Genomic DNA, 25543 nt, shown 5'->3' with positions numbered 1-25543 from the left:
CAGCATTATGGAAAAATTGTGGAGGAAATTAAGGAAAAGCGTTAAGAAAGGTAAAACGCACTTCACTTTGATTTTATTTGCGTCATAGTAACGTTTTCCGGAGGTTTATCAATGATGTCGACTGATGAAACCGATAGTCATGCCGGTGCGCAACTGTCGCAAAAGGCCTATTTGCTGGTGTCGTTGCTAGAGCAGCAAGTACAGAAATCAGACATTCCAGCCGAACTGTACCATCGGCTGAGTGCCCAGATCGGTGAATTGAATACGGTATTGGGAGATTTGCGCCAGCATATTAAGCAGCTTTCGCCTAAGCCGGCCGACACCGAGGTGACGACGCCACCGCCATTGCTACAGTTGCACGAGCATAACTTTACGCTGTGCTCGCCTCAGCAAGCGGTAAAGCTAACCCGGCTGGAATTTCGCTTGCATGCGACACTGTCAAAGCGCCCTAAGCATATCTTCAGCCGCAGCCAGCTGATAGATAACGCTTACGCCGACTTTACTGATATCTCCGAGCGCACTATAGATTGCCATATTCGCAAGCTGCGTAATAAGCACCGGCAGTTGTATCCGGATTTACGCTTTATTCATACCTTATACGGCGTGGGTTATTACTATGCCGAACCAGAGCCGCACACACTGCAAAAATAAAACGGGCCTATAGGCCCGTTTTTTAATAGCTATTTGAGTAGCCCTGCAGAGACCACCTCGTTACACATCCAGGTTGGCAACGTACAGCGCGTTTTCTTCAATAAAGGCGCGGCGGGGCTCTACATGGTCACCCATCAGCGTAGCGAACAGCTGGTCAGCACCAATGGCATCTTCGATGGTTACCTGCAACATACGGCGGGTATTCGGGTCCATTGTGGTTTCCCACAGCTGTTCCGGGTTCATCTCTCCCAACCCTTTATAACGCTGGATATACAAGCCACGCTTCGATTCGCTCATCAACCACTCTAATGCTTCAAGGAAGGTTTCTACCGGCTTGATTTTTTCGCCACGGCGAACATAACCACCCTCTTCGATCAGCTCACGGATTTCATCACCCAACGCCGCTATGCTCAGATAATCACGTGAGGTAACAAAATCATGGTGCAGCAGGTATTCGTTATCAATACCGTGCTGGCGGATAATCACTTTCGGCAGGAATAACTGACGTTCGCGGTCTTCGTGAATTTCATAACGATAGCTGGAACCATCACCCTCTTTATCATCCAACCGCTGTACCAACGTTTTAGCCCACTGTTCACTGTAAGCGGCAGTTTTGGCCTGAGCAACATCCAGCGCCGGCACATAGATTAACTCGTTTAACAGGTTGTATGGAATTTTACGCGTTAAACGGTCAATGGTTGCAGACACCTTGTGATACTGGCGTACCAGCTTCTCCAGCGCTTCACCACCAATACCCGGGGCATCGGCGTTAACATGTAACGAGGCTTCATCTAAAGCCAGCGTGGTCAGGTATTCCGTTAATGCGGCTTCATCTTTAATATATTGCTCGTTCTTACCCTTCTTCACTTTGTAAAGTGGTGGCTGAGCAATATAGATGTAGCCGCGTTCAATCAGCTCTGGCATCTGACGGTAGAAGAACGTTAACAGCAGCGTACGAATATGCGAACCGTCGACGTCAGCATCCGTCATCAGGATGATACTGTGATAACGGGTTTTATCCGGGTTATATTCTTCACGGCCGATGCCGCAACCCAGCGCAGTGATCAGCGTACCCACTTCCTGTGAGGACAGCATTTTGTCAAAACGGGCTTTCTCGACGTTCAGGATCTTACCTTTTAGTGGCAGTATCGCCTGATTCTTGCGGTTACGGCCCTGTTTAGCAGAACCACCCGCAGAGTCACCCTCCACGATATACAGTTCAGATAATGCCGGGTCTTTTTCCTGACAATCTGCCAGCTTACCGGGTAAACCGGCAATATCCAGCGCACCTTTTCGCCGTGTCATTTCACGCGCTTTACGCGCTGCATCACGGGCACGGGCTGCATCGACAATTTTACCGACGATGATTTTGGCATCGCCCGGGTTTTCCAGCAGGTATTCATTTAGCTTCTCGGCCATAACGCTCTCTACCGCTGAACGTACCTCTGAAGACACCAGCTTATCTTTGGTTTGCGAGCTGAATTTCGGGTCCGGCACTTTTACGCTGATAACGGCGGTTAAGCCTTCGCGTGCATCGTCGCCCGAGGCCTGCACTTTCATCTTTTTGGCATAGCCTTCCTGCTCGATATAGGTATTCAGTACCCGCGTTAACGCGCCGCGGAAACCGGCTAAGTGGGTGCCGCCATCACGCTGTGGAATATTGTTAGTGAAGCAGAATACATTTTCCTGATAACTGTCATTCCACTGCATGGCCACTTCTACTGAGATGCCGTCGTCGCGCTCATCCGTAAAGTAAAATGCTTTAGGGTGTACACTGGTCTTGGTCCGGTTTAAGTACTGCACGAAAGCTTCAATACCACCTTCGTATTTGAAATGGTCTTTCTTATCGTTACGCTCGTCGGTCAGGATAATGCTGACGCCAGAGTTCAGAAAAGACAGCTCGCGCAGACGTTTGGCCAGAATGTCGTAATGGAAATTGATGTCGCTGAAAATAGTCGGGCTTGGCCAGAAGCGAATCGAGGTGCCTTTATCTTCGGTTTCACCTATTACTGACAGTGGTGCCTGTGGCACGCCCAGACTGTAAATTTGCTGATGCACCTGGCCTTTACGACGAATGGTCAGTTCCAGTTTATCTGACAAGGCGTTTACTACCGATACACCCACACCGTGCAATCCGCCGGATACTTTATAGGAGTTATCATCGAATTTACCGCCGGCGTGCAGTACTGTCATAATAACTTCAGCAGCAGACACCCCTTCTTCGTGCATGTCGGTTGGAATACCACGACCGTTATCACGCACTGACACTGAGCCGTCGCTGTGGATGGTTACCCAGATATCAGAACAATGACCTGCCAGCGTTTCATCGATAGAGTTATCTACAACTTCAAATACCATATGGTGCAAGCCAGTGCCATCGTCTGTATCGCCAATGTACATACCTGGTCTTTTACGAACTGCATCCAGTCCTTTTAATACTTTTATGCTCGAGGAATCGTAATTATGTTGTTCGGCCATCGTCATCTGTCCGTGCTGTTAGCTGCCCTTGTTCCACGTGAAACATTGCCAGTTGCCCGGCATCAATAAAAGGTGAAACCTGTTCAGCGTTAATTGCAGTAATAAAAACCTGTGAGTTAATATCGCGTAAGTAGCTAAATATCTGCCGGGTAGACTGCTGGTCTAACTCCGACGCCAAATCGTCAATCAATAGCAAAGGCTGTTTCTGCCCACTGTCACGAATGACATTGTTCTGCGCAATTTTAAGCGCAAATAATAACACTTTTAGCTGGCCACGGGATAACACTTCTTCTGCTGCCCCCTGATCCAACCTTAATTTTAAATCAGCCTTTTGCGGCCCGTACTGGGTAAACCCCATCCGATAATCCTGCGCAAAACTTTGTTGTAGCAATTGCATTAACTCGGCTGGTTCAGCTATCTTTTCCGGCCAGCCGCGCTGCAGCTGAAAACCAAGTTGCTGCAATATGGGGTCGTGCTGCGTCAACGCCCTGAAGGCTGCCTCCAGTTGGTCAATATAAGCTTGCCGAAAACCCTGTAACTCAAATGCCAACTGTGCAAACTGCTCATCCCAGAACTGAAACTGGCTATCATACTGTCGGCTGGTTTTCAGTAGGGCATTGCGCTGTTTCAGCACCTTGCTAAAGCGCAACCAGCTATCAAAAAAAGCAGGTTCCACGTGGAACAATCCCATATCGAAAAACTGCCGCCGCTCTTTCGGCCCGCCAAAAAACAGCCTGAAGCTGTCTGGTGTCAGCAGCTGCACTGGCAGCAAACTGGCGAACTCTGCCAATCTGTGCACATTGGCGCCATTCAGCCGCAACATCAACTCGCCCTGCTTGCCACGCTGCAGCCCCAAACTATGCGTTTGCTGTGCTGTCACTACCTTAGCATGCAGCATAAAGGCATCGTTATCGTGCTGCACCAGCCGTTGCGGCCTGCTGGTGCGAAACGACCGCCCATGCGCCAAATAATAAATGGCTTCAAGCAGGCTGGTTTTCCCGCTGCCGTTCATGCCAACAATTAAGTTAAACCGGGCATTAGCATTTAATGACACTGCCGTCAGGTTACGAAACTGACGGGCAGTCAACGACAGCAGTGACATAGGTTAGAGGCGCATTGGCATAACGACGTACGAGGCTCCGACATTACCAACGCCCTCGACCAGAGCGCTGGAATTGGCGTCGTTCAAATGCAGGATGACCAGATCGGTACCCAACGTATTTAATACATCCAGCAGATAGCCAACGTTAAAGCCGATTTCAAGACTATCGCCCTGATACTCAACTTCAATAATTTCTTCGGCCTGCTCATGCTCAGGGTTATTTGCCACTATCTGCATTTCACCGCTACTGAGGGTAAAACGTACGCCCCGGTATTTTTCGTTCGATAAGATAGACGCACGGGTGCAGGCATCTTTCAGTACACTGCGATGCGCAGTCACCAACTTAGTGCTGTTACGCGGTAACACGCGGCGGTAATCAGGGAAACGCCCATCAATCAATTTACTGCTGAACACGTAATTAGTGTCAGTCAGCCGAATGTGGTTCTGGCCCAGACTCAATGTAATAAGCTGCTCGTCGCTGGCCAGCAACCGCATAATTTCCAACACGCCTTTACGTGGAATAATAATTTGTTTTTGTTGCGCGACCAGCCCCGCCAACTCCAGCGAGCTTAGTGCCAGCCGGTGGCCGTCAGTTGCTACTGCTTTAACGGCACCGTTATCTACTTCAAATAACAGACCATTTAAATAGTAACGCACGTCCTGATTCGCCATCGAAAATGCGGTATCGTCTAACAGCTTGCGCAATTGTTGCCGCGACAACTGAATATCGACCTCACCCTGCCAGCTCTCCAGGTTGGGGTACTCAGACGCGCTCAGCGTCGACAAAGTGAATTTGGTCTTACCGCAGGTAAGAATGCAGCTATCAGCCTGCAGTTGCACTTTTATATCAGAGGCCTCAGGTAAACTGCGGCAGATATCCAGTAACTTTTTTGCCGGCACCGTAATGCGGCCAGGGCTTTGTATTGTCAGCGCATCAGTGGTTGCTACCAGCTCTACCTCTAAATCGGTACCGGTCAGCGATAAGCGCTCTTCGCTCACCTCTAACAATACATTGGATAAAATCGGCAGTGTATGGCGACGCTCTATCGCTCCGGAAACCATTTGTAATGGTTTTAACAAAGCGTCTCGGTTGATAGTAAATTGCATGACCAAGTCCCTTTACGATGACAAAGTACGGATTAAATTCTGGAAGTCTTCTTTGATTTCGTGTGTTTCTTCTTTCAGTGATTCTATCTTACGGCAGGCATGCAGCACCGTCGTATGATCGCGACCACCGAAAGCATCACCGATTTCAGGCAAGCTATGATTAGTTAGCTCTTTTGACAGTGCCATCGCCATCTGTCGCGGCCGCGCTACAGAGCGAGAGCGGCGCTTTGATAGCAAATCCGCGACGCGGATTTTGTAGTATTCAGCGACGGTTTTCTGAATGTTTTCAATGGTAACCAGTTTATCTTGCAGCGCAAGCAGATCCCGCAGCGCTTCGCGGACAAAATCGATGGTTATAGGCCGGCCCGTAAAGTTGGCGTTGGCGATAACCCGGTTTAACGCGCCTTCGAGTTCGCGCACGTTTGAGCGTAAGCGCTTAGCAATAAAAAACGCCACTTCTTCCGGCAAACGGATCTGATTCTCATGTGCTTTACGCATCAGGATCGCAACGCGGGTTTCAAGCTCCGGCGGCTCGATCGCTATCGTCAGACCCCAGCCAAAGCGGGATTTAAGCCGGTCTTCTACACCATCAATTTCTTTCGGGTAACGGTCACTGGTCAGGATGATCTGTTGATTACCTTCGAGCAGGGCATTAAAGGTATGAAAAAACTCTTCCTGCGAGCGTTCTTTATTAGCAAAGAACTGAATGTCATCAATAAGCAGTGCATCCACTGAACGATAATAACGCTTAAATTCTTCTATCGCGTTGTTTTGTAAGGCTTTAACCATATCCTGCACAAAGCGTTCAGAGTGCATATAGATAACTTTAGCGTCAGGCTTTTTCGCCAAAATGCCATTGCCAACCGCATGCAATAAGTGGGTTTTACCCAAACCTGTGCCACCGTAGATAAACAATGGGTTGTACGCTGTACCGGGGTTGTCTGCGACCTGGCTAGCTGCAGCACGCGCCAGTTGGTTAGATTTACCTTCAACAAAGTTGGTAAAGGTATAGTTAGCGCGGACGTTACTGGTGACAATGGTTTTAGGGGCCGGCTCAGGTGCTTCTTTTGCAACCGGTTCTGCTGTATGCGCCACTGCCGTAATAGTGGCCGGTGCCGGTGCTACGGATCGCCCTTTTCCAACAGAGCTGCTGCCGACGTCAAATTTCAACCGTGGCGCATCATCACCACAGTAATCCTGGATCAGCTCCATAATCCGGTTCAGATACTTCTCACGTACCCAATCCAGTACAAACCGATTAGGTGCGTACAACGTTAACCCTGTGTCAGAACTGTCAGCTTGCAGTGGGCGGATCCACATACTGAAATGCTGCGCGGGTAATTCAGCTTGCAGCGCTTGCAGGCAATTTTGCCAAACGGACTGATACACCATATCTCCTGAAGCCTTAGTTATAATGGTTAAAAAGGCTGGCGTAAGTTATCGAAGCGCACATTATGGTACTATCTTATCCACAAGTTCAATATTGACTTTTTCAAATTAGCAGCCTGCGCCAACAAATAAAATCAACACTTTGTTTTACCTAAATAAATTTCTCTTATATCGATTAATAATACCGCCTGTTTCGCTGTGACAAATTTGAACTAACCGCGAAGTAACCCACACTTTATTCAGCCGACAACAGCTTATCTGTGGAAAACTTAAATAAAAACAGGATCGGACAGGATCGCGCTGTAATAAAACGCAGGATCAGATTGACTTTGCCCCTCAGAGTACTTAAAATTCGCGCTCATTTTTGTCAGCTGCGTTTTGGTATATTTACTAAAACACAGAAACCTTTAGTAAATATTTCGACCGAACGGGTGAATTATGAGTAAAAGAACTTTTCAACCAAGCGTATTAAAGCGCAAGCGTAACCACGGTTTCCGTGCCCGTATGGCCACTAAAAATGGTCGTCAGGTATTAGCGCGTCGTCGTGCTAAAGGCCGTAAGCGTTTAACAGCTTAATCAGCGGTTAGCCGCTGAGTGGTCAGCTTAAAATTCGGCAGGGAGTTACGCCTGTTAACTCCCGGTCAATTTGATAACGTCTTCCAACTCCCTTTCCGGGTATCTTCTCCGCTGTTTACCATCCTGGCAAAAGCCAATCACCTGCCTCATCCCCGATTAGGCCTTACTATCGCAAAAAAACGTGTTAAATTAGCCGTGCACCGTAACCGCATTAAGCGCTGCGTGCGTAACAGCTTTCGTTTGCATCAGCATGAGTTGCCGGGTGTCGATTTGGTACTGATGGTAAAGGGTGATATTAGCAATACAGCTAATGACGAGTTACAGAGGCAACTGGAAAAGTTATGGCGCAAGATCGAACGCCAATACACCGCTTCGCTGTCAGCTTAGCCTTGCTGCTGTTACGCGGTTACCAGAGACTTATCAGCCCTCTGCTTGGGCCAAGCTGCCGCTTTCACCCCACTTGCTCGCACTATGCCATTACGGCAATAGAGCGCTTTGGTGTGATTAAAGGCAGTTGGTTAACCACGAAGCGGTTATTAAAATGTCATCCCCTGCATGCAGGCGGTGATGATCCTGTTCCTGAAAAGCACAATGAGAAAAGCTAAGCCATGGAATCACAACGTAGTTTATTAGTTATTGGTCTGGCACTGGTCAGTTTTTTACTGTGGCAACAGTGGAATATTGACACGGCGCCGAAGCCTGTCACACCAGTAACCCAACAAGACAGCAACGCTACTGGCGGCTCAGCCGATTTGCAGCTGACCACTGCAGATGCAGAGCAACCAGCAGTCAATACCGCAGCGGCAGCCCGCACTATTGCTATAAGCACGGATGTGCTGCAGCTGAAAATCGACACCCGTGGTGGCGATATTGTTGCATTGCAGCTGCCAGCCTTCGAGCTGCATAAAGGTGAAGGCGATGCGTATCCACTGATGCGCAAGCTGCCAGGTTTTGAATACGTTGCTCAAAGCGGCTTAATTGGCCGTGACGGCCCGGACGACAGCCGTAACAGCCGGCCGGTATATACCGCAGCACAAAGCAGCTACACCCTGGCTGATGGCGCTAACGAACTGATAGTACCTTTAGTGTTTAACCACAATGGTTTAACGGTAGAAAAGCGCTTTATTTTTAAAGCGGGCCAATATGATGTCCGGGTAGAATATCTACTGCACAACCAAAGTGGCGAAGTTAAAACTGTGCAGCCCTACCAGCATTTGGTGCAAACCATCGACAGCGGTAAAAAAAGCAGCATGATGATGCCGATTTACCGCGGTGCCGCTTTTGGCACATCATCAGACCGTTACAACAAATACGCGTTTGATGATATGCAGGAAAAGAACCTGTTAGAAGCCACGACTGGCGGCTGGGTTGCAATGCTGGAACACTACTTCGTTTCTGCCTGGGTACCGGATCAACAAACAGAAAACCAGCTATACAGTTTAGTGCGCAATGGCCAGGGTGTAATCGGCGCTAAAGGCCCTGCCGTTAATATCGAACCCGGAGCTCAAGCAACTTTAGGCAGTACCTTTTATGCCGGACCAAAAGAGCAGGATCATCTGGCAAATATCGCCAATGGCCTGGATTTAACCGTTGATTACGGTTTCCTGTGGTTTATCTCAAAACCTCTGTTCTGGTTACTGACCACCATTCAGGGTTTTGTCGTAAACTGGGGTCTGGCCATCATCTGTATTACGCTAATTGTAAAAGGCGCTATGTACCCGCTGACCAAAGTGCAGTACGAGTCGATGGCGAAAATGCGTAATCTGAAGCCAAAAATTGACGAGCTGCAGGCACGCTACAAAGATGACCGGCAGAAAATGGGCCCGGCGATGATGGAGCTATACCGCAAAGAAAAAGTTAACCCTATGGGAGGCTGTTTGCCGATGCTGATCCAGATGCCGATTTTCCTGGCGCTGTACTGGGTTTTTGTCGAAAGCGTAGAGCTGCGTCACGCCCCGTTTATGCTGTGGATTAATGACCTGTCAGCTCAGGACCCGTACTACGTATTACCGGTGTTATTTGGTCTGAGCATGTTCTTAATGCAAAAGCTGACGCCAATGCAGGTGACTGACCCAATGCAGCAGAAGATTATGATGTGGATGCCGGTGGCTTTCTCCGTATTCTTCCTCTGGTTCCCAAGTGGCCTGGTACTGTACTGGTTTGTCAGTAACCTGATTTCACTGGCGCAGATGTTATACATCTACAAAGGTATGGAAAAGAAAGGCTTACATACTAAAAAGGCCTGACGCGATACCATCAGGTCGGAGCCGGGTGTTCCTGCATAGCAGCGGCAGGGATGCCGCGCAGGCTGAGACAGTACAGGGATGTACTGTCGAAGACGGCGAAGCAGGAATTTCCCGGCTCCGGCCAATAGCAACACTATCAGCCTGTCAGCACACCGCGACAGGCTTTTTCTATTAAGAGGCAACACATGTTTACTACCGACACCATCGCCGCTTTAGCTACAGCCCCCGGCCGCGCCGGTGTTGGTATTATTCGTATTTCCGGCCCCGACACCAAAGCCGTTGCCCAGGCCATACTGCATCGCATTCCAAAAACCCGTTATGCTGAATACCTGCCATTTTTTGATAACAATAAGCAGATACTGGATCAGGGTATTGCCTTATATTTTCCCGGGCCAAACTCCTTTACCGGTGAAGATGTACTGGAACTGCAAGGCCACGGCGGCCCGGTATTGCTTGATATGTTGTTAAAGCAGGTGCTGGCCCTGCCTAATGTGCGCATTGCACGCCCGGGTGAGTTTTCTGAACGAGCCTTTTTAAACGACAAGCTGGATTTAGCCCAGGCCGAAGCGATTGCCGATTTAATTGATGCCAGCAGCGAGCAAGCTGCCCGTAGCGCCATGCAATCGCTGCAGGGCGAGTTCTCGCGCCATATTCATGAGCTGGTCGAAAAAGTCATTTACCTGCGTATGTACGTTGAAGCCGCTATAGATTTCCCGGATGAAGAAATCGACTTTCTATCTGATGGTAAAGTCGCTGGCGATCTGGCGGAGATAATAGATTATCTGGCTAATGTGAAGAAGCAAGCAACGCAAGGCAGTATTCTGCGTGAAGGTATGAAAGTGGTGATTGCCGGCCGGCCCAATGCCGGTAAATCCAGCTTATTAAATGCCTTAGCCGGCCGTGAAGCCGCTATTGTTACCGACATCGCGGGTACCACGCGCGATGTACTGCGTGAACATATTCATATCGACGGTATGCCGCTGCATATTATCGACACTGCCGGTCTTCGCGACGCCACAGATCAGGTCGAGCAAATAGGTATTGAACGGGCCTGGAAAGAAATAGAGCAAGCCGACCGGGTGCTGTTTATGGTTGATGGCACCACCACCGATGCGACTGACCCACATGATATCTGGCCTGATTTTATCGACCGCTTACCGGCCAACTTAGGCGTTACAGTTATCCGCAACAAAGCCGATTTAACCGGCGAGCCAATGAAGGCTGATCTGACAGCTAAAGCACCGGTTTATCGCCTGTCAGCCAAAACAGGCGCCGGTATCGATGCCCTGCGCGAACATTTAAAACAATGTATTGGTTTTGATGCCAGCGTTGAAGGCAGCTTCCTCGCCCGCCGCCGTCATTTGGATGCATTGGATCGCGCCGCCGAGCATTTAGCTATTGGTCAGGAGCAACTGCACAGTTTTATCGCCGGTGAGATCCTGGCAGAAGAGCTACGGTTAACCCAGCAGCACTTAAATGAAATTACCGGCGAATTCAGCTCAGATGACTTACTGGGGCGTATATTCAGCTCGTTTTGTATCGGCAAATAATCCACAAATTATTTATAATAATTAAATATTCTGCGTAGAAAATCATAGGTTTCGAAAGTAAACCCTAACTGGTTAGACCAGATGAGTGCAAGAGTACTGCTAATATGTGCTTAACAACTAACCCGAAATCTACGTAAGCATTGCGATTTGCGAGACGAGGGGGAAAAAGCCGGCTCTATGCCGGTTTTTTCGTTTTTACAGCATGTGGCTATGGAAAGCACAAATGAAGACTCGCATCTACATCGACGGTTACAACCTGTATTACGGTGTTCTAAAAAACACCCCTTATAAATGGTTAGACCCGATTGAGCTGGTCAAAAGTGCGATCACAAACTCCGTTCCAGCAAAAATTATGGCAGAACTAGGTAACGTAGTAATTACGAAATACTTTACTTCCGAAGTTATACCGAAAATTACCTTTTCAGCAACAGCTACAACCGACCAAAAAGCTTACCACCAAGCGTTACAATGCATTTATCCCGAAGAAATGTTCACTATTATTCTCGGAACCCATACCGTGAACCCTGTGACTTTACGACAAGTGGACCCGATGCGACCCAAAGAACTTCACGCAGGATGTCCGCAAGTAAACGTTTGGCGGATCGAAGAAAAGCAAACGGACATCAATATTGCAGTCCACGCTTTAATGGACGCATTCAGCGATCCATCGCCTCAACATTTTGTATTCGTTTCTAACGATACCGATCTATGCCCCTTACTTGATGCGCTTAAAAAAATGGGCCACATAAAAACTGGTGTCATCGCACCGGTTGACGGCATATATCGGCATCAAGCAACAGACCTTGCTCTTCGAGTTGATTGGGCAAAAAAAGAAATTAAACCCGAAGAACTAAAAGCAGCTCAGCTAGCGCTAAGAATAGACCGTTCCGTGAGAGCAGAACTCAAATCAAGTATCAGAAAGCCATTAGAATGGTTCGGCGCTAAAGAGCTTTCGGGGCAGATCTTTGAAATTCTTTTTGCAGCCATGAAAAAACGAAATAAGGTTTACCAATGGCTTGAGCAGCAACCAGTGAAAAATGCTATCGATGGTGTTCCTGACCTGCCATCTCCGGCAATCGACTTACTCGACGATATCGATACCGCAAAATTAGTCCTTGTCCATGCACAAGCATATGCTGACTTTTTATCGATAAACGGAAAGACATAGCAACTACCTACGAAAAGCTTATCTTTGCCTACCATGATACTTTTTTATCCGAAAACGTCCCCCAAAAGGACCTACAAAAATTATATAAAAAATTGATTTATATAAATTTTTTATATAATTTATCGAAAAGTAATTAATTTACTTCATCCAACTGCTGTGCGGTGTTATCCGTTACGATCAGCACCGCTATCAGTACTGCGCCTAACGCAACAAAACCCGCGGCCAGATACAGGCCAATAGCATACTGGCCGCTCACTTCGGCCAAGTAGCCGGTTAACGCCGGCGCCAATACCTGCGCAGCGCCATAGGCCAGTGTCATTTTACCCATCAACTTAGCGGGCTTAGCCGGATACAAGCGCCCTGCCATCGTCAATACCAGGCTAACAACACCAACAAAGGTTGCGCCAAATAGTGCGGCGCTAACCAGTACAACCGCTAAAGAGCTAAACCATAAAGGTAATACTATTGAAGCGGCCTGTAACAGTAGCGCCAACATAATCGCTTTTAAGTAGCCGGTTTTACGTGCAACCAGATCCCACCACAATACGGCTGGCGTCGCCGCCAGCCCGAGCATAATAAAACTCAGGTTACCGCTGCCATCCAAGCCCGGCATACGCTCTACGATAGCGACAATAAAGGTTGCACTTATCACATAGCCGTAACCGGCACAAAAGTAGCTGGCTAACATTAGCCGGAAAAACCGCCGGGATACCTTAGTGGCGGCCGATTCACCCGTCACAATCGCGTTGTTGGCTGCTGGCGGCGGTAACCAGCGCCAGGCAGGTATCATCAGTAATGCAGAAAACCCTGCCAGGTACCACCACTGCGTGGACCAGGATAAGTTAAGCGATAACATGACTTCTACCAATACAGCACTGAGCGCTATACCGAAGCCTAAGCCGGCAAAATGCACCCCCAGCTCTGCGCGCTGGCCATTACGCACCAGCCAGTGCAGGATAAGCGCCGACGCCAGTAACATAGAACCGGCACTGCTTAAACCGGCAATAAAGCGCCAGAATGCCCACAGGTATAGATTCTCGCTCAGCGCCATTCCCAGGGTGCTCAGTAGCGCTAAAACCAACCCAAGGCGGTACAGGGTGTCTTTAGTCTGTAAACGACTGACTGTGGCAGCCAGCAAAGCACCAATCATGTAGCCAGCATAATTTACCGCCGCCAGGTAGCCGCCGGTGGCATCATTGAGCAGGGTTTGCTGCTGCATTATCGGTAGCAAAGGCGTATAGGCAAAGCGGGCTATACCCAAACAAAGCAGCTGACTGAAAAAGCCGGCAAATAGCACGTAAAATCGCTGTGAAGACAGATGCATGTAAAGGCGTCCGCTGGCTAAAAAAGCAGCTTAGCGTAAGAAAAAAGGCCGCGATATGCGGCCTTAGTCTGATAACCAGATATACAGGTTTAACGGGCGTAAGTCGCCGTCAGGGTGGCTTTACCCAATGCCATTGCATTTAAATTAAAGCCAACAGCAGCGGCACTGGCACCATCCGGCACCGGCAATGTCTCTTCTGGCAGCGCCCACACCGTAAACTGATAGCGGTGCATACCATGGCCTTCAGGCGGGCAGGCGCCGCCGAACTCTTTAGTGCCGTAGTCATTGCTAAAGCTGCGACTACCGGTTGGCAGGCTGCCTTTACCGGCCCCACGGGCTAAACCCGTTGCAGCAAATGGAATATCAGCGACCAGCCAGTGCCAGAAGCCTGAACCGGTTGGCGCATCTGGGTCAAATACCGTAACCGCAAAACTTTTCGTGCCCGCAGGTGCGTGCTGCCAGTTCAGTTCAGGCGAAACATTTTCACCACTGCAGCCCCAGCCATCAAACTCATATTCCTTTGCCATAAAGTGGCCTTCCTGAATGTCCGGGCTACTTAAAGTAAAACGTTGCGTTGTCATCGTGCCTCCAAAAGTGAGTAAATACTTACTTAAACTGAGATAGCCATTGATAAAAGGCTTGCTTCGGAAATGCGCCTGCCTGCTGCGCTACCACTTTACCTTGTTTAAATACCATTAGAGTGGGTATAGAGCGAATATTAAACTGCGCCGCCAGTTGTTGTTGCTGTTCGGTATTAATTTTGCCAAAACGGAAATGCGGCTCCAGCTCGCTGGCGGCCTGGCTGAAAACCGGGGCAAAACTCTGGCAGGGGCCACACCAGCTGGCCCAGAAATCGACTACCAGCGGAAGTTCAGCTTTTTGCGCATGGGCGGCAAAGTTTGCCATAGTCAGTTCGACAGGTTTACCACTGAATAACGCCGTTTTACATTTACCACAAACCGGTTGTTGTTGCAGTCGATCAGCGGGCACCCGGTTGAGCGCAGCACAATAAGGGCAGGCAATAATCATCACAATATTCCAGACTCAGCTATATGCAGACTATATAGCGTCTGGTGCAGCAAATTTAAAGGTAGGGTTAAAATTGCAGCTGTTGCCAGGTTGTCTGGTTATCAAAAGTCAGGCTCTGGATCCTGCCCCGCCCTTCTACGTTAACCACGTTGACCTGACTGGGCCAGATAGCCTGTAGCGCGTCTTGCTTAATGCGCAGCCCCCCCAGCTCATCAGGTAACGGCATTTCCTGGTAGACCCAGAAAAAACGCCCGTCCAGCTGACCGCCGAGCAAAGTTAACGGTAACACCGCCCCCTCAGGCGTCTGCAGTGCAAAGTGCTCACTAACGTACTGACTGAAAGTCTGTTGTGTTTGCTCGCTGTTTAATAAATCAGCCGACTTATCAAACAGCTCTTTCACACCATGCTCAGCATCATGCACATAAAACCGGTGCATTACTTCAAGGTTACCGCTGCGGGCGTTAAACAGCACGCGGGTCAGCGCCGTTTTCATTTCATGTGCCAGTGTCTGGCCACTCAAAGCCAGCACTGACAACATTAAGGCAAGCGGTAACAGACGCATTAATCGTCCTTGCTACCGTCTTTAGCCGCCTCGTCTTTCACGGCAGGGTCTTTCAGCTTGGTCTTAATATCCTGCATAATATCGCGGCTGACCTTGGCTTTACTCTTCTCGGCTTTGTACGCTTCGATACGCGAAGGAATAATGCGGCGTGGATAATAGTTATTTTCTACATCGACATCTGCTGTCAGCCATTTCGGGTCAACTTCAACACTCTGCAGCACTTTTTCTTTGTCAGTAACAATAAGTTTGCTGACATTGAACGGGCTGCGGCGCCAGATTTCTGCCGGAATATAACGCTCCTCCGAGCTGCCATCCGCATAATTCAGCTGTAGCAGTATCGGCATTACCAGGCCACCCAGGTTGCTAAAATCGAGCACGTAGTAATTTTTGTCTTCTTTAACCGCACGCTCAAATACCTGGCGTTCCCATGGTTCTAACTCTTTCAGAAACTTGTTATAGGCATTCCGTTCTTTGTTCGTTACGGTGAACTGATCATGCTCATCATAAAAATCAGTCACATCTTTATTGCGCTCAACCCATAAGGTTTTGCCTTCCGCTTTGTTCCGTTCAACAAATACTGAGGCAGGCTTATCAGCTTCTATCTGGCGCAGTCGGGCAAAATCAATGTCCGGATTTTTAGTATCCAGTTGTAATTTGTATACCCGATCAAGTGAAATATCGACATGATCTGTGCTGTAGAACCAGCCACGCCAGAACCAGTCAAGGTCAACCCCTGACGCTTCTTCCATGGTGCGGAAAAAGTCTGATGGTGTCGGGCGTTTAAACTTCCAGCGCTGCGAGTATTCTTTAAAGGCAAAATCGAACAGTTCACGGCCTAAAATCACCTCACGCAAAATATTCAGCGCCACGGCGGGTTTAGTGTAGGCATTTGGCCCTAAACGCAGCACACTGTCCGATTGCGTCATTGTCGGCACCTGTGTGCTGGATTTCATATAATCCACGACATCACGCGCTTCCACTCCCCATGGAATGGTCGGGTCCCATTCGCGGCCGGCAATACCGTCAAGAAAACTATTCAGTCCTTCATCCATCCAGGTCCACTGCCGCTCATCGGAGTTAACGATCATCGGGAAATAATTGTGTCCCACTTCGTGGATCACTACGCCAATCAGAAAACGTTTCTCAGCCTGCGAATAGGTGCGGCTGCCATCATCCTGTAATTTGGTTCGCGGGCCATTAAAAGAAATCATCGGATATTCCATACCGCCCACCGGGCCGTTAACCGATTGCGCGACCGGATAAGGGTAATCAAATGAGAATCGCGAATACACTTCCAGCGTGTGTACAACGGCTTCAGTAGAGTATTTCTGCCACAGTTCTCCACCTTCTTTCGGGTAAAACGACATGGCCATCACGAAAGGTTGCTCAGCACCACCCTGCTGATAACCTTTGGCATCCCAGATAAATTTGCGCGACGACGCCCAGGCAAAATCACGCACCTTGTCAGCTTTAAAATGCCAGGTTTTGGTTTTGTCCGTGCCGGCTTTTTCGTTTTCCAGTGCTTCCTGTTCAGTAACAATAAACACCGGGCGCTTAGCCGTTTTTGCCTGCTCCAGCCGTTGCTGCTGCGCTTTGGTTAGTACTTTACTGCTATTTTGCAACACACCGGTGGCAGAGACGACATGATCAGCCGGTACCGTCAGGCTGACGTCATAGTCACCGAATTCCAGCGTAAACTCGCCTCGGCCAAGAAATTCTTTATTGGTCCAGGCTTCGTAATCGGTGTAAGCCACCAGGCGCGGGAACCACTGCGCCAGTAAAAAGATGTCGTTACCGCCTTCCCGCTCATCTTTAGGGAAATGCTCATAGCCGGAACGCGCAGATACAGCGTCTTCTTCAACAATGTTAAAGGAAAAATCCAGACTAAAGTCCACGGCCTGGCCAGCTTTTAACGGCTTGTCCAGGTCGATACGCATTAACGTGCCCACCAGCGTTGCCTTTAACGCTTTGCCATTACTGGTTTTAATATTTGTGATGGTATAACCGAGCTCATTATCAGCCATAAACTGCTGACGACGCAGCTCGTCCAGGCTCAGTTTCGCCGGTTCATTGCCGCTGGCCAGTTTGGTCTCCGGGCCACGCCGGCCAATGCCGCCGAAACTGGTCGACATCTCAGCCATAGAGTCATTTTTAAAAATGTTCTGATCCAGCTGTAACCACAGATACTTCAGTGTGTAAGGTGAATTGTTCTGATAATGCACGTTCTGGCTGGCACTGAGCTGGCGCTGAGTTTCATTCAGACTGGCTGATATTTTATAGTCAACTTGCTGCTGCCAGTATTTTTCTGCTGGCTCGCCCGCAGCATTACGGTACACATTAGGTGTAGGCAGTACTTCATCAAGCTGGCGAAACTTATCTTCAAAATCGCCTTTAGTCTGGCGGATGGCATCGGCACCGGCCAACTGACTGCACAGCAGCAGGCCCGCCATGCTAAATATCGAAAATCTGGAAAAAGTGGTGGCCATTAGCAGCGCTCTCTGGTTATTAGAATATATTTTTCGCCGGCTACAATAAGAAACTTCGGCAGGTCAGACAAGGGGGCTTTAACACGTTATCTGGTTAATCTGTCGCCAATAAAAAAGCCCTGCGATAGCAGGGCTTTGAATTAACACTATTTGGTTAGTCTCTTGGCTTGCGTGGCGCACGGGGTGCGGCACCCGGCCGCGGGCCTGGTCCGTTAGATGGACGACGGTCTCCCGACGGCGCTGCGCCAGTGTCTACGGTGATATTCAGTTTCTGCTTACGCACGTAGACTTTCTTCAGATGCTGGAATATTTCGTTCGGAATAGCCGCAGGTAACTCTACGGTACTGAAATGATCAAACAGCTTGATGTTACCGATAAACTGGCTGTCGATATTAGCTTCGTTAGCAATAGCACCAACAATATCACCGGCACGTACACCATGCTCTTTACCGACCTCAATCCGGTAAGTCTGGTAATCGCCTTTCATTTCACGTTTAACACGCGGGCCACGATCCGGCCGATCACCACGTTCAGGGCGATCACTCCGTTCACGGCGTGGGCGGTCTTCACGCTCGCCACGGGCATGCGGTTCACGGATTTCCGGGAACTGACTGGCCACATTCAGCGGCTGATCTTTCTGTGCTAAATACAGTAACGCAGCGGCCAATTCCGCATCCGTCGCTTCTATTTTTTCGCGCCAGTCGTTGATCAAGTCCTGGAAGAAACTCAGATTCTGCGTTTCAACCGTCTGAGCTAATTGCTCACGGAACGTTTCTATACGGCGTTGTTCAATAATTTGCCCTGATGGCAGAGACATTTTCTCGATAGGCTGTTTAGTAGCATGTTCAATGGTACGCAACAAACGGCGCTCACGTGGTGAAACAAACAAAATAGCTTTGCCTTCACGACCAGCGCGGCCGGTACGGCCGATACGGTGTACATAAGCTTCGCTGTCGTACGGTATATCGTAGTTAACCACCAGACTGATGCGCTCGACGTCCAAACCACGGGCAGCAACGTCGGTTGCAACAATAATATCCAGCTGGTTAGCTTTCATTTTGCGGATCGTCAGCTCACGGTGCGCCTGGTTCATATCACCGTTCAGGCAGGCAACAGCATAACCGCGGGCGCCCAGCTTCTCTGCAATTTCTTCAGTTGCACTTTTCGTACGTACGAAAACGATAGAAGCATCATACTCTTCGCCTTCAAGCACGCGGGTTAAGGCGTCAAGTTTCTGATTACCATCCAGCATCACATAACTTTGTTTGATACGTTCAACCGTACTGGTTTTTGAAGCAATCTTAATTTCTTCAGCATCTTTTAAATGCTTCTGTGCAATAGCACGGATTGGCGCAGGCATCGTCGCAGAGAACATTGCGACCTGACGACCTGCCGGCGTTGCGTCCATAATGGTCTGCACGTCATCAATAAAGCCCATGCGTAACATTTCGTCAGCTTCATCCAACACGATAGCGCGCAGCTTATCCAGCTTTAAGGTGCCACGGTCTAAGTGATCCAGAATACGGCCCGGAGTGCCGACTATCACCTGAGAACCGCGCTTTAACGATTTCAGCTGATTGGTATAACTTTGCCCACCGTATAAAGGTAACACATGAAACGCAGGCATGTAGCGGGCATACGCCTGAAACGCTTCCGCAACCTGAATAGCCAGTTCGCGGGTAGGTGCAAGCACCAGAATTTGTGGATCGTTCTGCGAAGGATCCAGACGGGCCAGTAATGGCAAAGCAAAAGCACCTGTTTTACCGGTACCTGTTTGCGCCTGGCCAAGCACGTTTTCACCAGCTAATAATTTTGGGATAGCCGCCGCCTGAATAGGCGAAGGTGATTCATAGCCAAGTTCAGTTACAGCACGAACAATAGCTTCAGGCAGCATAAGCTGGGAAAATGACACAGTGTCAGACATACGTTGTTTAAACCTCAATAACACGCAGGCGTAGTGGTAGTGCTATTGTTGTTTTTACTTAGCCTGCAAAGCAGTAAAAACACGTAAATCAGGTCAAAAACATAGTAATGACCGATTTTATTCCAGTAGTATAGCCAAACATTCTTATGACAAGAGGCCTATCATGATCGACATCCTCGTTGGCAGCCAAATGGGCGCAGCGGAATATGTGGCAGAACAAGTTGCTGAAACACTGGTACAAGCGGGCTATGACGTTAAACTACATCTGAAACCCGAACTGGATCACCTTCACCAAAATCACGTTTGGTTAGTAATCACATCCACCTATGGCGCAGGAGATCTGCCTGATAATATTCAACCCTTTGCGGATCAATTAGCACAAGATCGGCGTGATCTTACCACACTTTCTTATGCCGTGATCACTTTAGGTGACTCAGGCTACGATACTTTTTGCGAAGCTGGACGAAAAATAGACCATTTATTACAGATAAAGGGCGCTCGCCGTTTAATTACAGCATTAGAAATTGATGCTCAGGATCCGCAGTTACCTGAAGACACTGCCCTGGTCTGGCTACCTCAGCTGCAAAAAAAGCTGCCATAAAAAAAAGCGGGTGCACAACACCCGCAAACACAAGTATCTCTCAGGAAGAACAGGATAACGTTAGTTTCTCCCGGGTTGGCCTCAGCAATAAAACCAACTTGACGCCACAGTACAGCGTACCCGCAACGTTGTCCTGATATCGGCATGATAAAGCCATGATAAGTGACAGATCAGCTAAGATCGGCTTACCCCCAAGTTATATACAGACTTTAAAATATATCAGTTCATCTGTGCATAACTAAGGATAAAAGTGGTGATTAAGCTGTATTTATCCTAGTTATAAAAAAAATATTTTTTTGATATGTGGATAACACCCCAAGTTGATCACCGGTTCAATGTCAGCAGATCCTAGTTTGATCACAGGATCTGATCCAACCTAACCTGCTGATCCTTTTCGTGAAGATCTACTTATGCACCTATCAGACGCTCCCTAATAGTAAAAATAATAAAAAGATCTCTAAAAAGATCTTATTTAATTTAGAAGATCCTCTGCCCTCTGCAGCATTCCACTTAACCTCAGATCAGGCTACAATACGCCTCTTTGAAAACGTGATCCTATTAATCCAGATACTGAGGCAACTATGCTGTACCAGCAGACATTCGACGTCATCGTTGTAGGCGGTGGCCATGCAGGCACTGAAGCTGCTTTGGCAGCAGCCCGCATGGGTCGTAATACCCTATTGCTTACCCATAATGTTGAGACACTGGGACAGATGTCGTGCAACCCGGCAATAGGCGGCATTGGTAAAGGTCATCTGGTAAAGGAAATTGATGCCCTGGGCGGCGCTATGGCTATTGCTGCTGACAAAGGCGGTATTCAGTTTCGTACGCTGAACAGTTCAAAAGGCCCGGCAGTTCGTGCTACCCGGGCACAGGCTGATCGTCAATTGTATCGTGCAGCTATCCGGCATATGCTGGAAAACCAACCTAATTTAAGTATCTTCCAACAGGCCTGTGATGACTTAATTGTTGAAAATGATAAAGTTACCGGCGTTGTTACCCAAATGGGCCTGAAATTTAAGGCAAATGCTGTTGTACTGACCGTGGGTACTTTTCTGGGTGGGCAAATACATATCGGCTTGCAAAGTCACTCCGGTGGCCGCGCCGGTGATCCGCCTTCAATTGCATTAGCAAAACGCCTGCGTGAATTACCTTTCAGGGTCGACAGATTAAAAACCGGTACACCACCGCGCATTGATGCACGGACGGTTGATTTCTCGGTAATGCAAGCCCAGCCAGGTGACAACCCAACACCGGTATTTTCGTTCCTTGGCAAACACGCCGATCATCCGCCACAAATACCGTGTTACATCACCTATACCAATGAAAAAACCCATGATGTGATCCGTAATAACCTTGACCGCTCCCCTATGTATACCGGCGTAATTGAAGGTATAGGTCCACGTTATTGCCCATCAATCGAAGATAAGATCATGCGTTTTGCCGATAAAGATAAGCATCAGATCTTTATCGAACCAGAAGGCCTGACTACCCACGAACTTTATCCAAACGGTATATCAACCAGCCTGCCATTTGATGTTCAGCTGAGCATAGTCCGTTCAATTAAGGGTATGGAAAATGCCCATATAACCCGCCCTGGTTATGCCATTGAGTATGATTTTTTCGATCCACGCGATCTGAAAAGCACGCTGGAAACCAAGTTTATCAGTGGTCTGTTTTTTGCTGGCCAGATTAATGGTACGACGGGTTACGAAGAAGCCGGTGCACAGGGGTTACTGGCTGGCTTAAATGCCGCCTTATTCAGCCAGGAGCTACAAGGCTGGTCGCCAAGCAGGGATCAGGCTTATCTGGGTGTGCTGGTAGATGATCTGACTACCTTGGGTACCAAAGAACCGTACCGTATGTTTACCAGCCGGGCCGAATACCGTTTGATGCTGCGTGAAGACAACGCTGATGCACGTTTAACTGAAAAAGGCCGGGAACTGGGGCTGGTAGATGATACCCGCTGGGCAGCCTTTAACCAAAAAATGGAACAAATTGCGCTGGAGCGTCAGCGCTTAAAACAAAGCTGGATCCATCCACAGCATCCGGCATTAGCCGCTGTTAATGGCTTGGTAAAAACCCCTCTTAGCAAAGAGGCCAGTTTAGAAGAACTGGTACGCCGGCCTGAAGTGAATTACAGCGAGTTAATGCAAATAGCCGACCTTGGTCCTGCATTAGCTGACCCTGCAGCGGCTGAGCAGGTGGAAATTCAGATCAAGTACGAAGGTTATATCCATCGCCAACAAGACGAAATCGCTAAACAGCAACGTAATGAACAAACGTTATTGCCACAACAATTTGATTATAAAGCAGTAAAAGGCCTATCAAACGAAGTTATCGTTAAGTTGAATCAGACTCAGCCGCAAACGGTTGGCCAGGCTTCACGCATATCAGGTATTACGCCGGCAGCAATCTCATTGCTGTTGGTGTATCTGAAAAAGCAGGGTTTATTGCGCAAGACAGCCTGATTTGAATATGGAAAACCGGATGTTAGATCAACTACGTGCGCTGATTGCGCAAACCGACCTGTCGCTGACAGAACAACAACTGCAGCAATGTGTAGAATATGTAAAGCTGCTGGATAAATGGAACAGTGCATATAACCTGACATCTGTGCGCGATCCACAAGAAATGTTGCTCAAACATGTGATGGATAGTCTGGTGGTGGCGCCACATCTGATTGGCGACAGCTTTATCGATGTTGGCACCGGCCCGGGTTTACCCGGTGTATTACTGGCGATCTACTATCCGGATAAAAAATTTACTTTGCTCGACAGTCTGGGTAAACGCATTCGTTTTCTCAATCAGGTGAAATTGCAGCTGAAGTTGAGCAATATTTTCCCGTTACAAAGCCGGGTGGAAGACCATCAGCCAGAACAAGGCTATGATGGCGTGATCAGTCGTGCTTTTGCTTCGATGAACGATATGCTGAACTGGTGCAGGCATTTACCCGCCCCAACTGGGCGCTTTTTCGCCATGAAAGGTGCTGCTGTACAAGAAGAAATTGCAGCTTTGCCTGATTTTGTTAAAGTAGCGTCCGTTCAGCCATTACTGGTACCACAGTTGCAAGCGCAACGGCATTTGGTAATACTGGACCCCTGCTAACTGATAACGAGGACATCTTGTGGCGAAAGTGATCGCAATAGCTAACCAGAAAGGTGGTGTAGGTAAAACCACTACGGCAGTGAATCTGGCTGCCTCGCTGGCTGCGACCAAGCGCAAGGTACTTCTGATCGATTTAGATCCTCAGGGCAATGCTACTATGGGCAGCGGGGTCGATAAATATGAGCTGCCAGCGACTGCCTATGAATTGCTGGTAGATGACAAACCGTTAGTTGATGTATTGGTCAAAGAAACCAGTGGTGGTTATCATCTGGTTGGCGCTAATGCCGATCTCACCGCCGCTGAAGTGCGTTTAATGAATGTTTTTGCCCGTGAACTGCGTTTGCGCAATGCACTGAAAGATTACCGCAACAGTTACGATTTTATTTTTATCGACTGCCCACCTTCACTCAATATGCTTACGGTCAATGCCATGGCTGCTGCAGATACTGTACTGGTGCCAATGCAGTGCGAGTATTTTGCTCTGGAAGGTTTAACCGCTTTGGTTGAAACTATTAATCAGCTGGCTGCGGCTGTTAATCCAGAGTTAAAGATCGAAGGCATTTTAAGAACGATGTACGATCCTCGTAACCGCTTAGCAAATGATGTATCAGAGCAGTTAAAACAACATTTTGGTGATAAAGTTTACCGCGCCGTTATTCCACGCAATGTGCGCCTTGCCGAAGCACCCAGTTTTGGTGCACCGGTAATGTATTATGACAAGAGCTCAACCGGGGCTAAAGCCTATCTGGCGCTGGCTGGCGAAATGTTACGCCGGGCCGATAAAAAAACGGTTAACAGCCCCGCCGCTGTCTGAGCGTTAATTTTTTAGGGAAGCAATTTAGCATGTCGGTAAAGAAACGCGGCTTGGGCCGGGGTCTGGATGCCTTACTTACATCCAACAGAACCAGCAACAGCGATACTGCCACTGTGATCAGCAGCGAACTGCAGCAGTTGCCGGTAGAATTTCTCAGCCCGGGCAAATATCAGCCGCGTAAAGATATGTCACAGGAAGCACTGGAAGATTTAGCCAGTTCTATTCGTGCCCAGGGGGTGATCCAACCGATAGTTGTGCGCCCGCTTGCTAAAAACAAATTCGAAATTGTTGCCGGCGAGCGACGCTGGCGTGCCAGTCAGCTGGCGCAGTTGTCTGAAGTACCCTGTATTGTTAAAGATGTGCCGGACGAAGCGGCAGTTGCTATAGCGCTGATAGAAAACATTCAGCGTGAAGATCTGAATGCGATGGAAGAAGCGGTAGCACTGGAGCGCTTACTGAACGAATTTGCGCTTACTCACCAACAAGTGGCTGATGCTGTAGGTAAATCCCGTGCCTCGATAACAAATCTGCTTCGTCTGAACCAGTTAAATGAAGATGTTAAATTATTGCTAGAGCATGGCGATATTGAAATGGGCCATGCCAGGGCTTTATTGGCATTAAAAGAGACTGAACAGTCTGATGCGGCACGCCTGGTGGCCGCAAAACAGCTTACCGTGCGGGAAACCGAAAATTTAGTACGACGCATCCTGGAACCTAAACCTGCCGTTGCCGAGAAACCTCGTGATCCGGACGTCATCTCACTGGAGCAGCGTTTAAGCGAACGTTTTGCCGCACCGGTGCAAATTAGCTACAACAGCAAAGGTAAGGGTAAACTGGAGATTGCCTACAGCAGTCTGGATGAGTTAGATGGCATTATTAGCAAGTTAAATATAACTGAACAATAATGCACCAAAATGTACCAGAATTCTGTACTATCGTAGTGCTGCCGCCGCTTTTTGTTGCAAATTAAAGGCAAATAAGTATACTTTCGCAAGTTTTCATAACCCCCTACAAGGGCGATTTCAGGGGGCCAAAAAGTGACAGATAAAAGTGTGGCTGAGCAACGTAAATCAGCCTATAAGCTGGTGTTATGCCAGCTGGTAGTAGCCGGGGTTATCGCACTGGCTTTTTTTTTAGCTGCCGACGCAGCCGCGGCCAAATCAGCCATTAAAGGTGGTTTAGTTGCCGTGATACCAAATTGTGTATTTGCGTTTTTCGCGTTTCGTTTCAGTGCATTAGACAACGCAAATATTGTAGTGGCCGCCTTTATGCGGGGGCAGTCACTAAAACTAATTTTAACCGCTGTGTTACTAGCCGTGGTTTTTTCACAGCAGCAACTGGTACCTGAAGTGTTTTTAACCGGTTTTCTGCTCACTCTGCTAGCACAATGGTCAGCACCGTTTTTTTTTAAACATTAACAATGGGATG

General features: G+C 48.5%; 23 protein-coding genes. 13 read left to right on the top strand and 10 right to left on the bottom strand.

What is annotated here, in order from left to right:
• Positions 1 to 111 precede the first annotated feature (111 nt).
• Positions 112 to 651, top strand: a complete 540-nt coding sequence (locus AC5SV9_RS10470) for a winged helix-turn-helix domain-containing protein (protein ID WP_475152262.1) — start codon at positions 112 to 114, stop codon at positions 649 to 651.
• A gap of 60 nt (positions 652 to 711) precedes the next feature.
• Here AC5SV9_RS10470 and gyrB read toward each other — a convergent pair whose 3' ends face one another.
• The 4 genes from gyrB to dnaA are packed head-to-tail and all read right to left on the bottom strand — an operon-like array spanning position 712 to position 6727.
• A complete protein-coding gene (gene gyrB, locus AC5SV9_RS10465; RefSeq protein ID WP_226766038.1) occupies positions 712 to 3129 on the bottom strand; it encodes a DNA topoisomerase (ATP-hydrolyzing) subunit B in 2418 nt (805 codons plus the stop codon).
• Positions 3113 to 4231, bottom strand: a complete 1119-nt coding sequence (gene recF / locus AC5SV9_RS10460; protein WP_475152258.1) for a DNA replication/repair protein RecF — start codon at positions 4229 to 4231, stop codon at positions 3113 to 3115. The genes gyrB and recF overlap by 17 nt, the downstream gene beginning before the upstream one ends.
• Positions 4232 to 4234: 3 nt before the next feature.
• The gene (gene dnaN / locus AC5SV9_RS10455; protein WP_475152255.1) at positions 4235 to 5338 is read right to left on the bottom strand and encodes a DNA polymerase III subunit beta; all 1104 of its coding nucleotides are present in this window, start codon (positions 5336 to 5338) and stop codon (positions 4235 to 4237) included.
• 12 nt (positions 5339 to 5350) lie between these two features.
• Complete coding sequence (dnaA, locus tag AC5SV9_RS10450) at positions 5351 to 6727, bottom strand: chromosomal replication initiator protein DnaA (protein ID WP_475152325.1); 1377 nt, start codon at positions 6725 to 6727, stop codon at positions 5351 to 5353.
• Positions 6728 to 7165: 438 nt separating this feature from the next.
• On the opposite strand from dnaA, the gene rpmH reads away from it, so the two are divergent.
• The 6 genes from rpmH (at position 7166) to AC5SV9_RS10420 (ending at position 12267) form a co-directional block, all read left to right on the top strand.
• Positions 7166 to 7303, top strand: a complete 138-nt coding sequence (gene rpmH / locus AC5SV9_RS10445) for a 50S ribosomal protein L34 (protein WP_008222343.1) — start codon at positions 7166 to 7168, stop codon at positions 7301 to 7303.
• An 18-nt stretch (positions 7304 to 7321) separates the two neighbouring features.
• Positions 7322 to 7690, top strand: a complete 369-nt coding sequence (gene rnpA / locus AC5SV9_RS10440) for a ribonuclease P protein component (RefSeq protein WP_134053462.1) — start codon at positions 7322 to 7324, stop codon at positions 7688 to 7690.
• Positions 7645 to 7908, top strand: a complete 264-nt coding sequence (yidD, locus tag AC5SV9_RS10435; RefSeq protein ID WP_134053460.1) for a membrane protein insertion efficiency factor YidD — start codon at positions 7645 to 7647, stop codon at positions 7906 to 7908. Before rnpA ends, yidD begins: the two co-directional genes overlap by 46 nt.
• Before the next feature lie 3 nt (positions 7909 to 7911).
• A complete protein-coding gene (yidC, locus tag AC5SV9_RS10430; protein ID WP_475152248.1) occupies positions 7912 to 9549 on the top strand; it encodes a membrane protein insertase YidC in 1638 nt (545 codons plus the stop codon).
• A gap of 185 nt (positions 9550 to 9734) precedes the next feature.
• The gene (mnmE, locus tag AC5SV9_RS10425; protein ID WP_475152246.1) at positions 9735 to 11099 is read left to right on the top strand and encodes a tRNA uridine-5-carboxymethylaminomethyl(34) synthesis GTPase MnmE; all 1365 of its coding nucleotides are present in this window, start codon (positions 9735 to 9737) and stop codon (positions 11097 to 11099) included.
• Positions 11100 to 11322: 223 nt separating this feature from the next.
• Entirely contained in the window at positions 11323 to 12267 is a 945-nt protein-coding gene (locus AC5SV9_RS10420; protein WP_475152243.1) for an NYN domain-containing protein, read from the top strand.
• A gap of 133 nt (positions 12268 to 12400) precedes the next feature.
• Here AC5SV9_RS10420 and AC5SV9_RS10415 read toward each other — a convergent pair whose 3' ends face one another.
• The 6 genes from AC5SV9_RS10415 to AC5SV9_RS10390 form a co-directional block, all read right to left on the bottom strand.
• Positions 12401 to 13591, bottom strand: coding sequence for a YbfB/YjiJ family MFS transporter (locus tag AC5SV9_RS10415; protein ID WP_475152240.1), 1191 nt, complete (start codon positions 13589 to 13591; stop codon positions 12401 to 12403).
• Between the two features lie 89 nt (positions 13592 to 13680).
• Entirely contained in the window at positions 13681 to 14172 is a 492-nt protein-coding gene (locus AC5SV9_RS10410; protein ID WP_475152237.1) for a YbhB/YbcL family Raf kinase inhibitor-like protein, read from the bottom strand.
• Positions 14173 to 14197: 25 nt separating this feature from the next.
• Positions 14198 to 14620, bottom strand: coding sequence for a thioredoxin TrxC (trxC, locus tag AC5SV9_RS10405; RefSeq protein ID WP_475152322.1), 423 nt, complete (start codon positions 14618 to 14620; stop codon positions 14198 to 14200).
• Between the two features lie 67 nt (positions 14621 to 14687).
• Positions 14688 to 15182 (bottom strand): DUF6702 family protein, encoded by a 495-nt coding sequence (locus AC5SV9_RS10400; RefSeq protein ID WP_475152234.1) that lies wholly within the window; start codon positions 15180 to 15182, stop codon positions 14688 to 14690.
• Entirely contained in the window at positions 15182 to 17668 is a 2487-nt protein-coding gene (locus tag AC5SV9_RS10395; RefSeq protein WP_475152232.1) for a M1 family metallopeptidase, read from the bottom strand. Before AC5SV9_RS10395 ends, AC5SV9_RS10400 begins: the two co-directional genes overlap by 1 nt.
• Positions 17669 to 17822: 154 nt before the next feature.
• A complete protein-coding gene (locus AC5SV9_RS10390; RefSeq protein ID WP_475152230.1) occupies positions 17823 to 19592 on the bottom strand; it encodes a DEAD/DEAH box helicase in 1770 nt (589 codons plus the stop codon).
• Positions 19593 to 19755: 163 nt separating this feature from the next.
• Between AC5SV9_RS10390 and mioC the strand changes: the two genes are divergently transcribed.
• From mioC to AC5SV9_RS10360, 6 genes are all read left to right on the top strand, one after another.
• Positions 19756 to 20193 carry an FMN-binding protein MioC gene (mioC, locus tag AC5SV9_RS10385; RefSeq protein ID WP_475152228.1) on the top strand — a complete coding sequence of 146 codons (438 nt, stop codon included), beginning with the start codon at positions 19756 to 19758 and terminating at the stop codon, positions 20191 to 20193.
• 581 nt (positions 20194 to 20774) lie between these two features.
• Positions 20775 to 22664, top strand: coding sequence for a tRNA uridine-5-carboxymethylaminomethyl(34) synthesis enzyme MnmG (gene mnmG, locus AC5SV9_RS10380; RefSeq protein WP_475152227.1), 1890 nt, complete (start codon positions 20775 to 20777; stop codon positions 22662 to 22664).
• A gap of 19 nt (positions 22665 to 22683) precedes the next feature.
• A complete protein-coding gene (rsmG, locus tag AC5SV9_RS10375; RefSeq protein ID WP_475152225.1) occupies positions 22684 to 23301 on the top strand; it encodes a 16S rRNA (guanine(527)-N(7))-methyltransferase RsmG in 618 nt (205 codons plus the stop codon).
• A gap of 19 nt (positions 23302 to 23320) precedes the next feature.
• The gene (locus AC5SV9_RS10370; protein WP_134053440.1) at positions 23321 to 24115 is read left to right on the top strand and encodes a ParA family protein; all 795 of its coding nucleotides are present in this window, start codon (positions 23321 to 23323) and stop codon (positions 24113 to 24115) included.
• A 29-nt stretch (positions 24116 to 24144) separates the two neighbouring features.
• Complete coding sequence (locus AC5SV9_RS10365; protein WP_475152223.1) at positions 24145 to 25020, top strand: ParB/RepB/Spo0J family partition protein; 876 nt, start codon at positions 24145 to 24147, stop codon at positions 25018 to 25020.
• A 132-nt stretch (positions 25021 to 25152) separates the two neighbouring features.
• Positions 25153 to 25533 carry an ATP synthase subunit I gene (locus tag AC5SV9_RS10360; protein ID WP_134053436.1) on the top strand — a complete coding sequence of 127 codons (381 nt, stop codon included), beginning with the start codon at positions 25153 to 25155 and terminating at the stop codon, positions 25531 to 25533.
• Positions 25534 to 25543 lie beyond the last annotated feature (10 nt).

This window comes from Rheinheimera sp. ATLC3, from assembly GCF_059429535.1.
The sequence above is the reverse complement of the archived record's forward strand: the minus strand, read 5'-3'. Positions and strand labels throughout refer to the sequence as shown.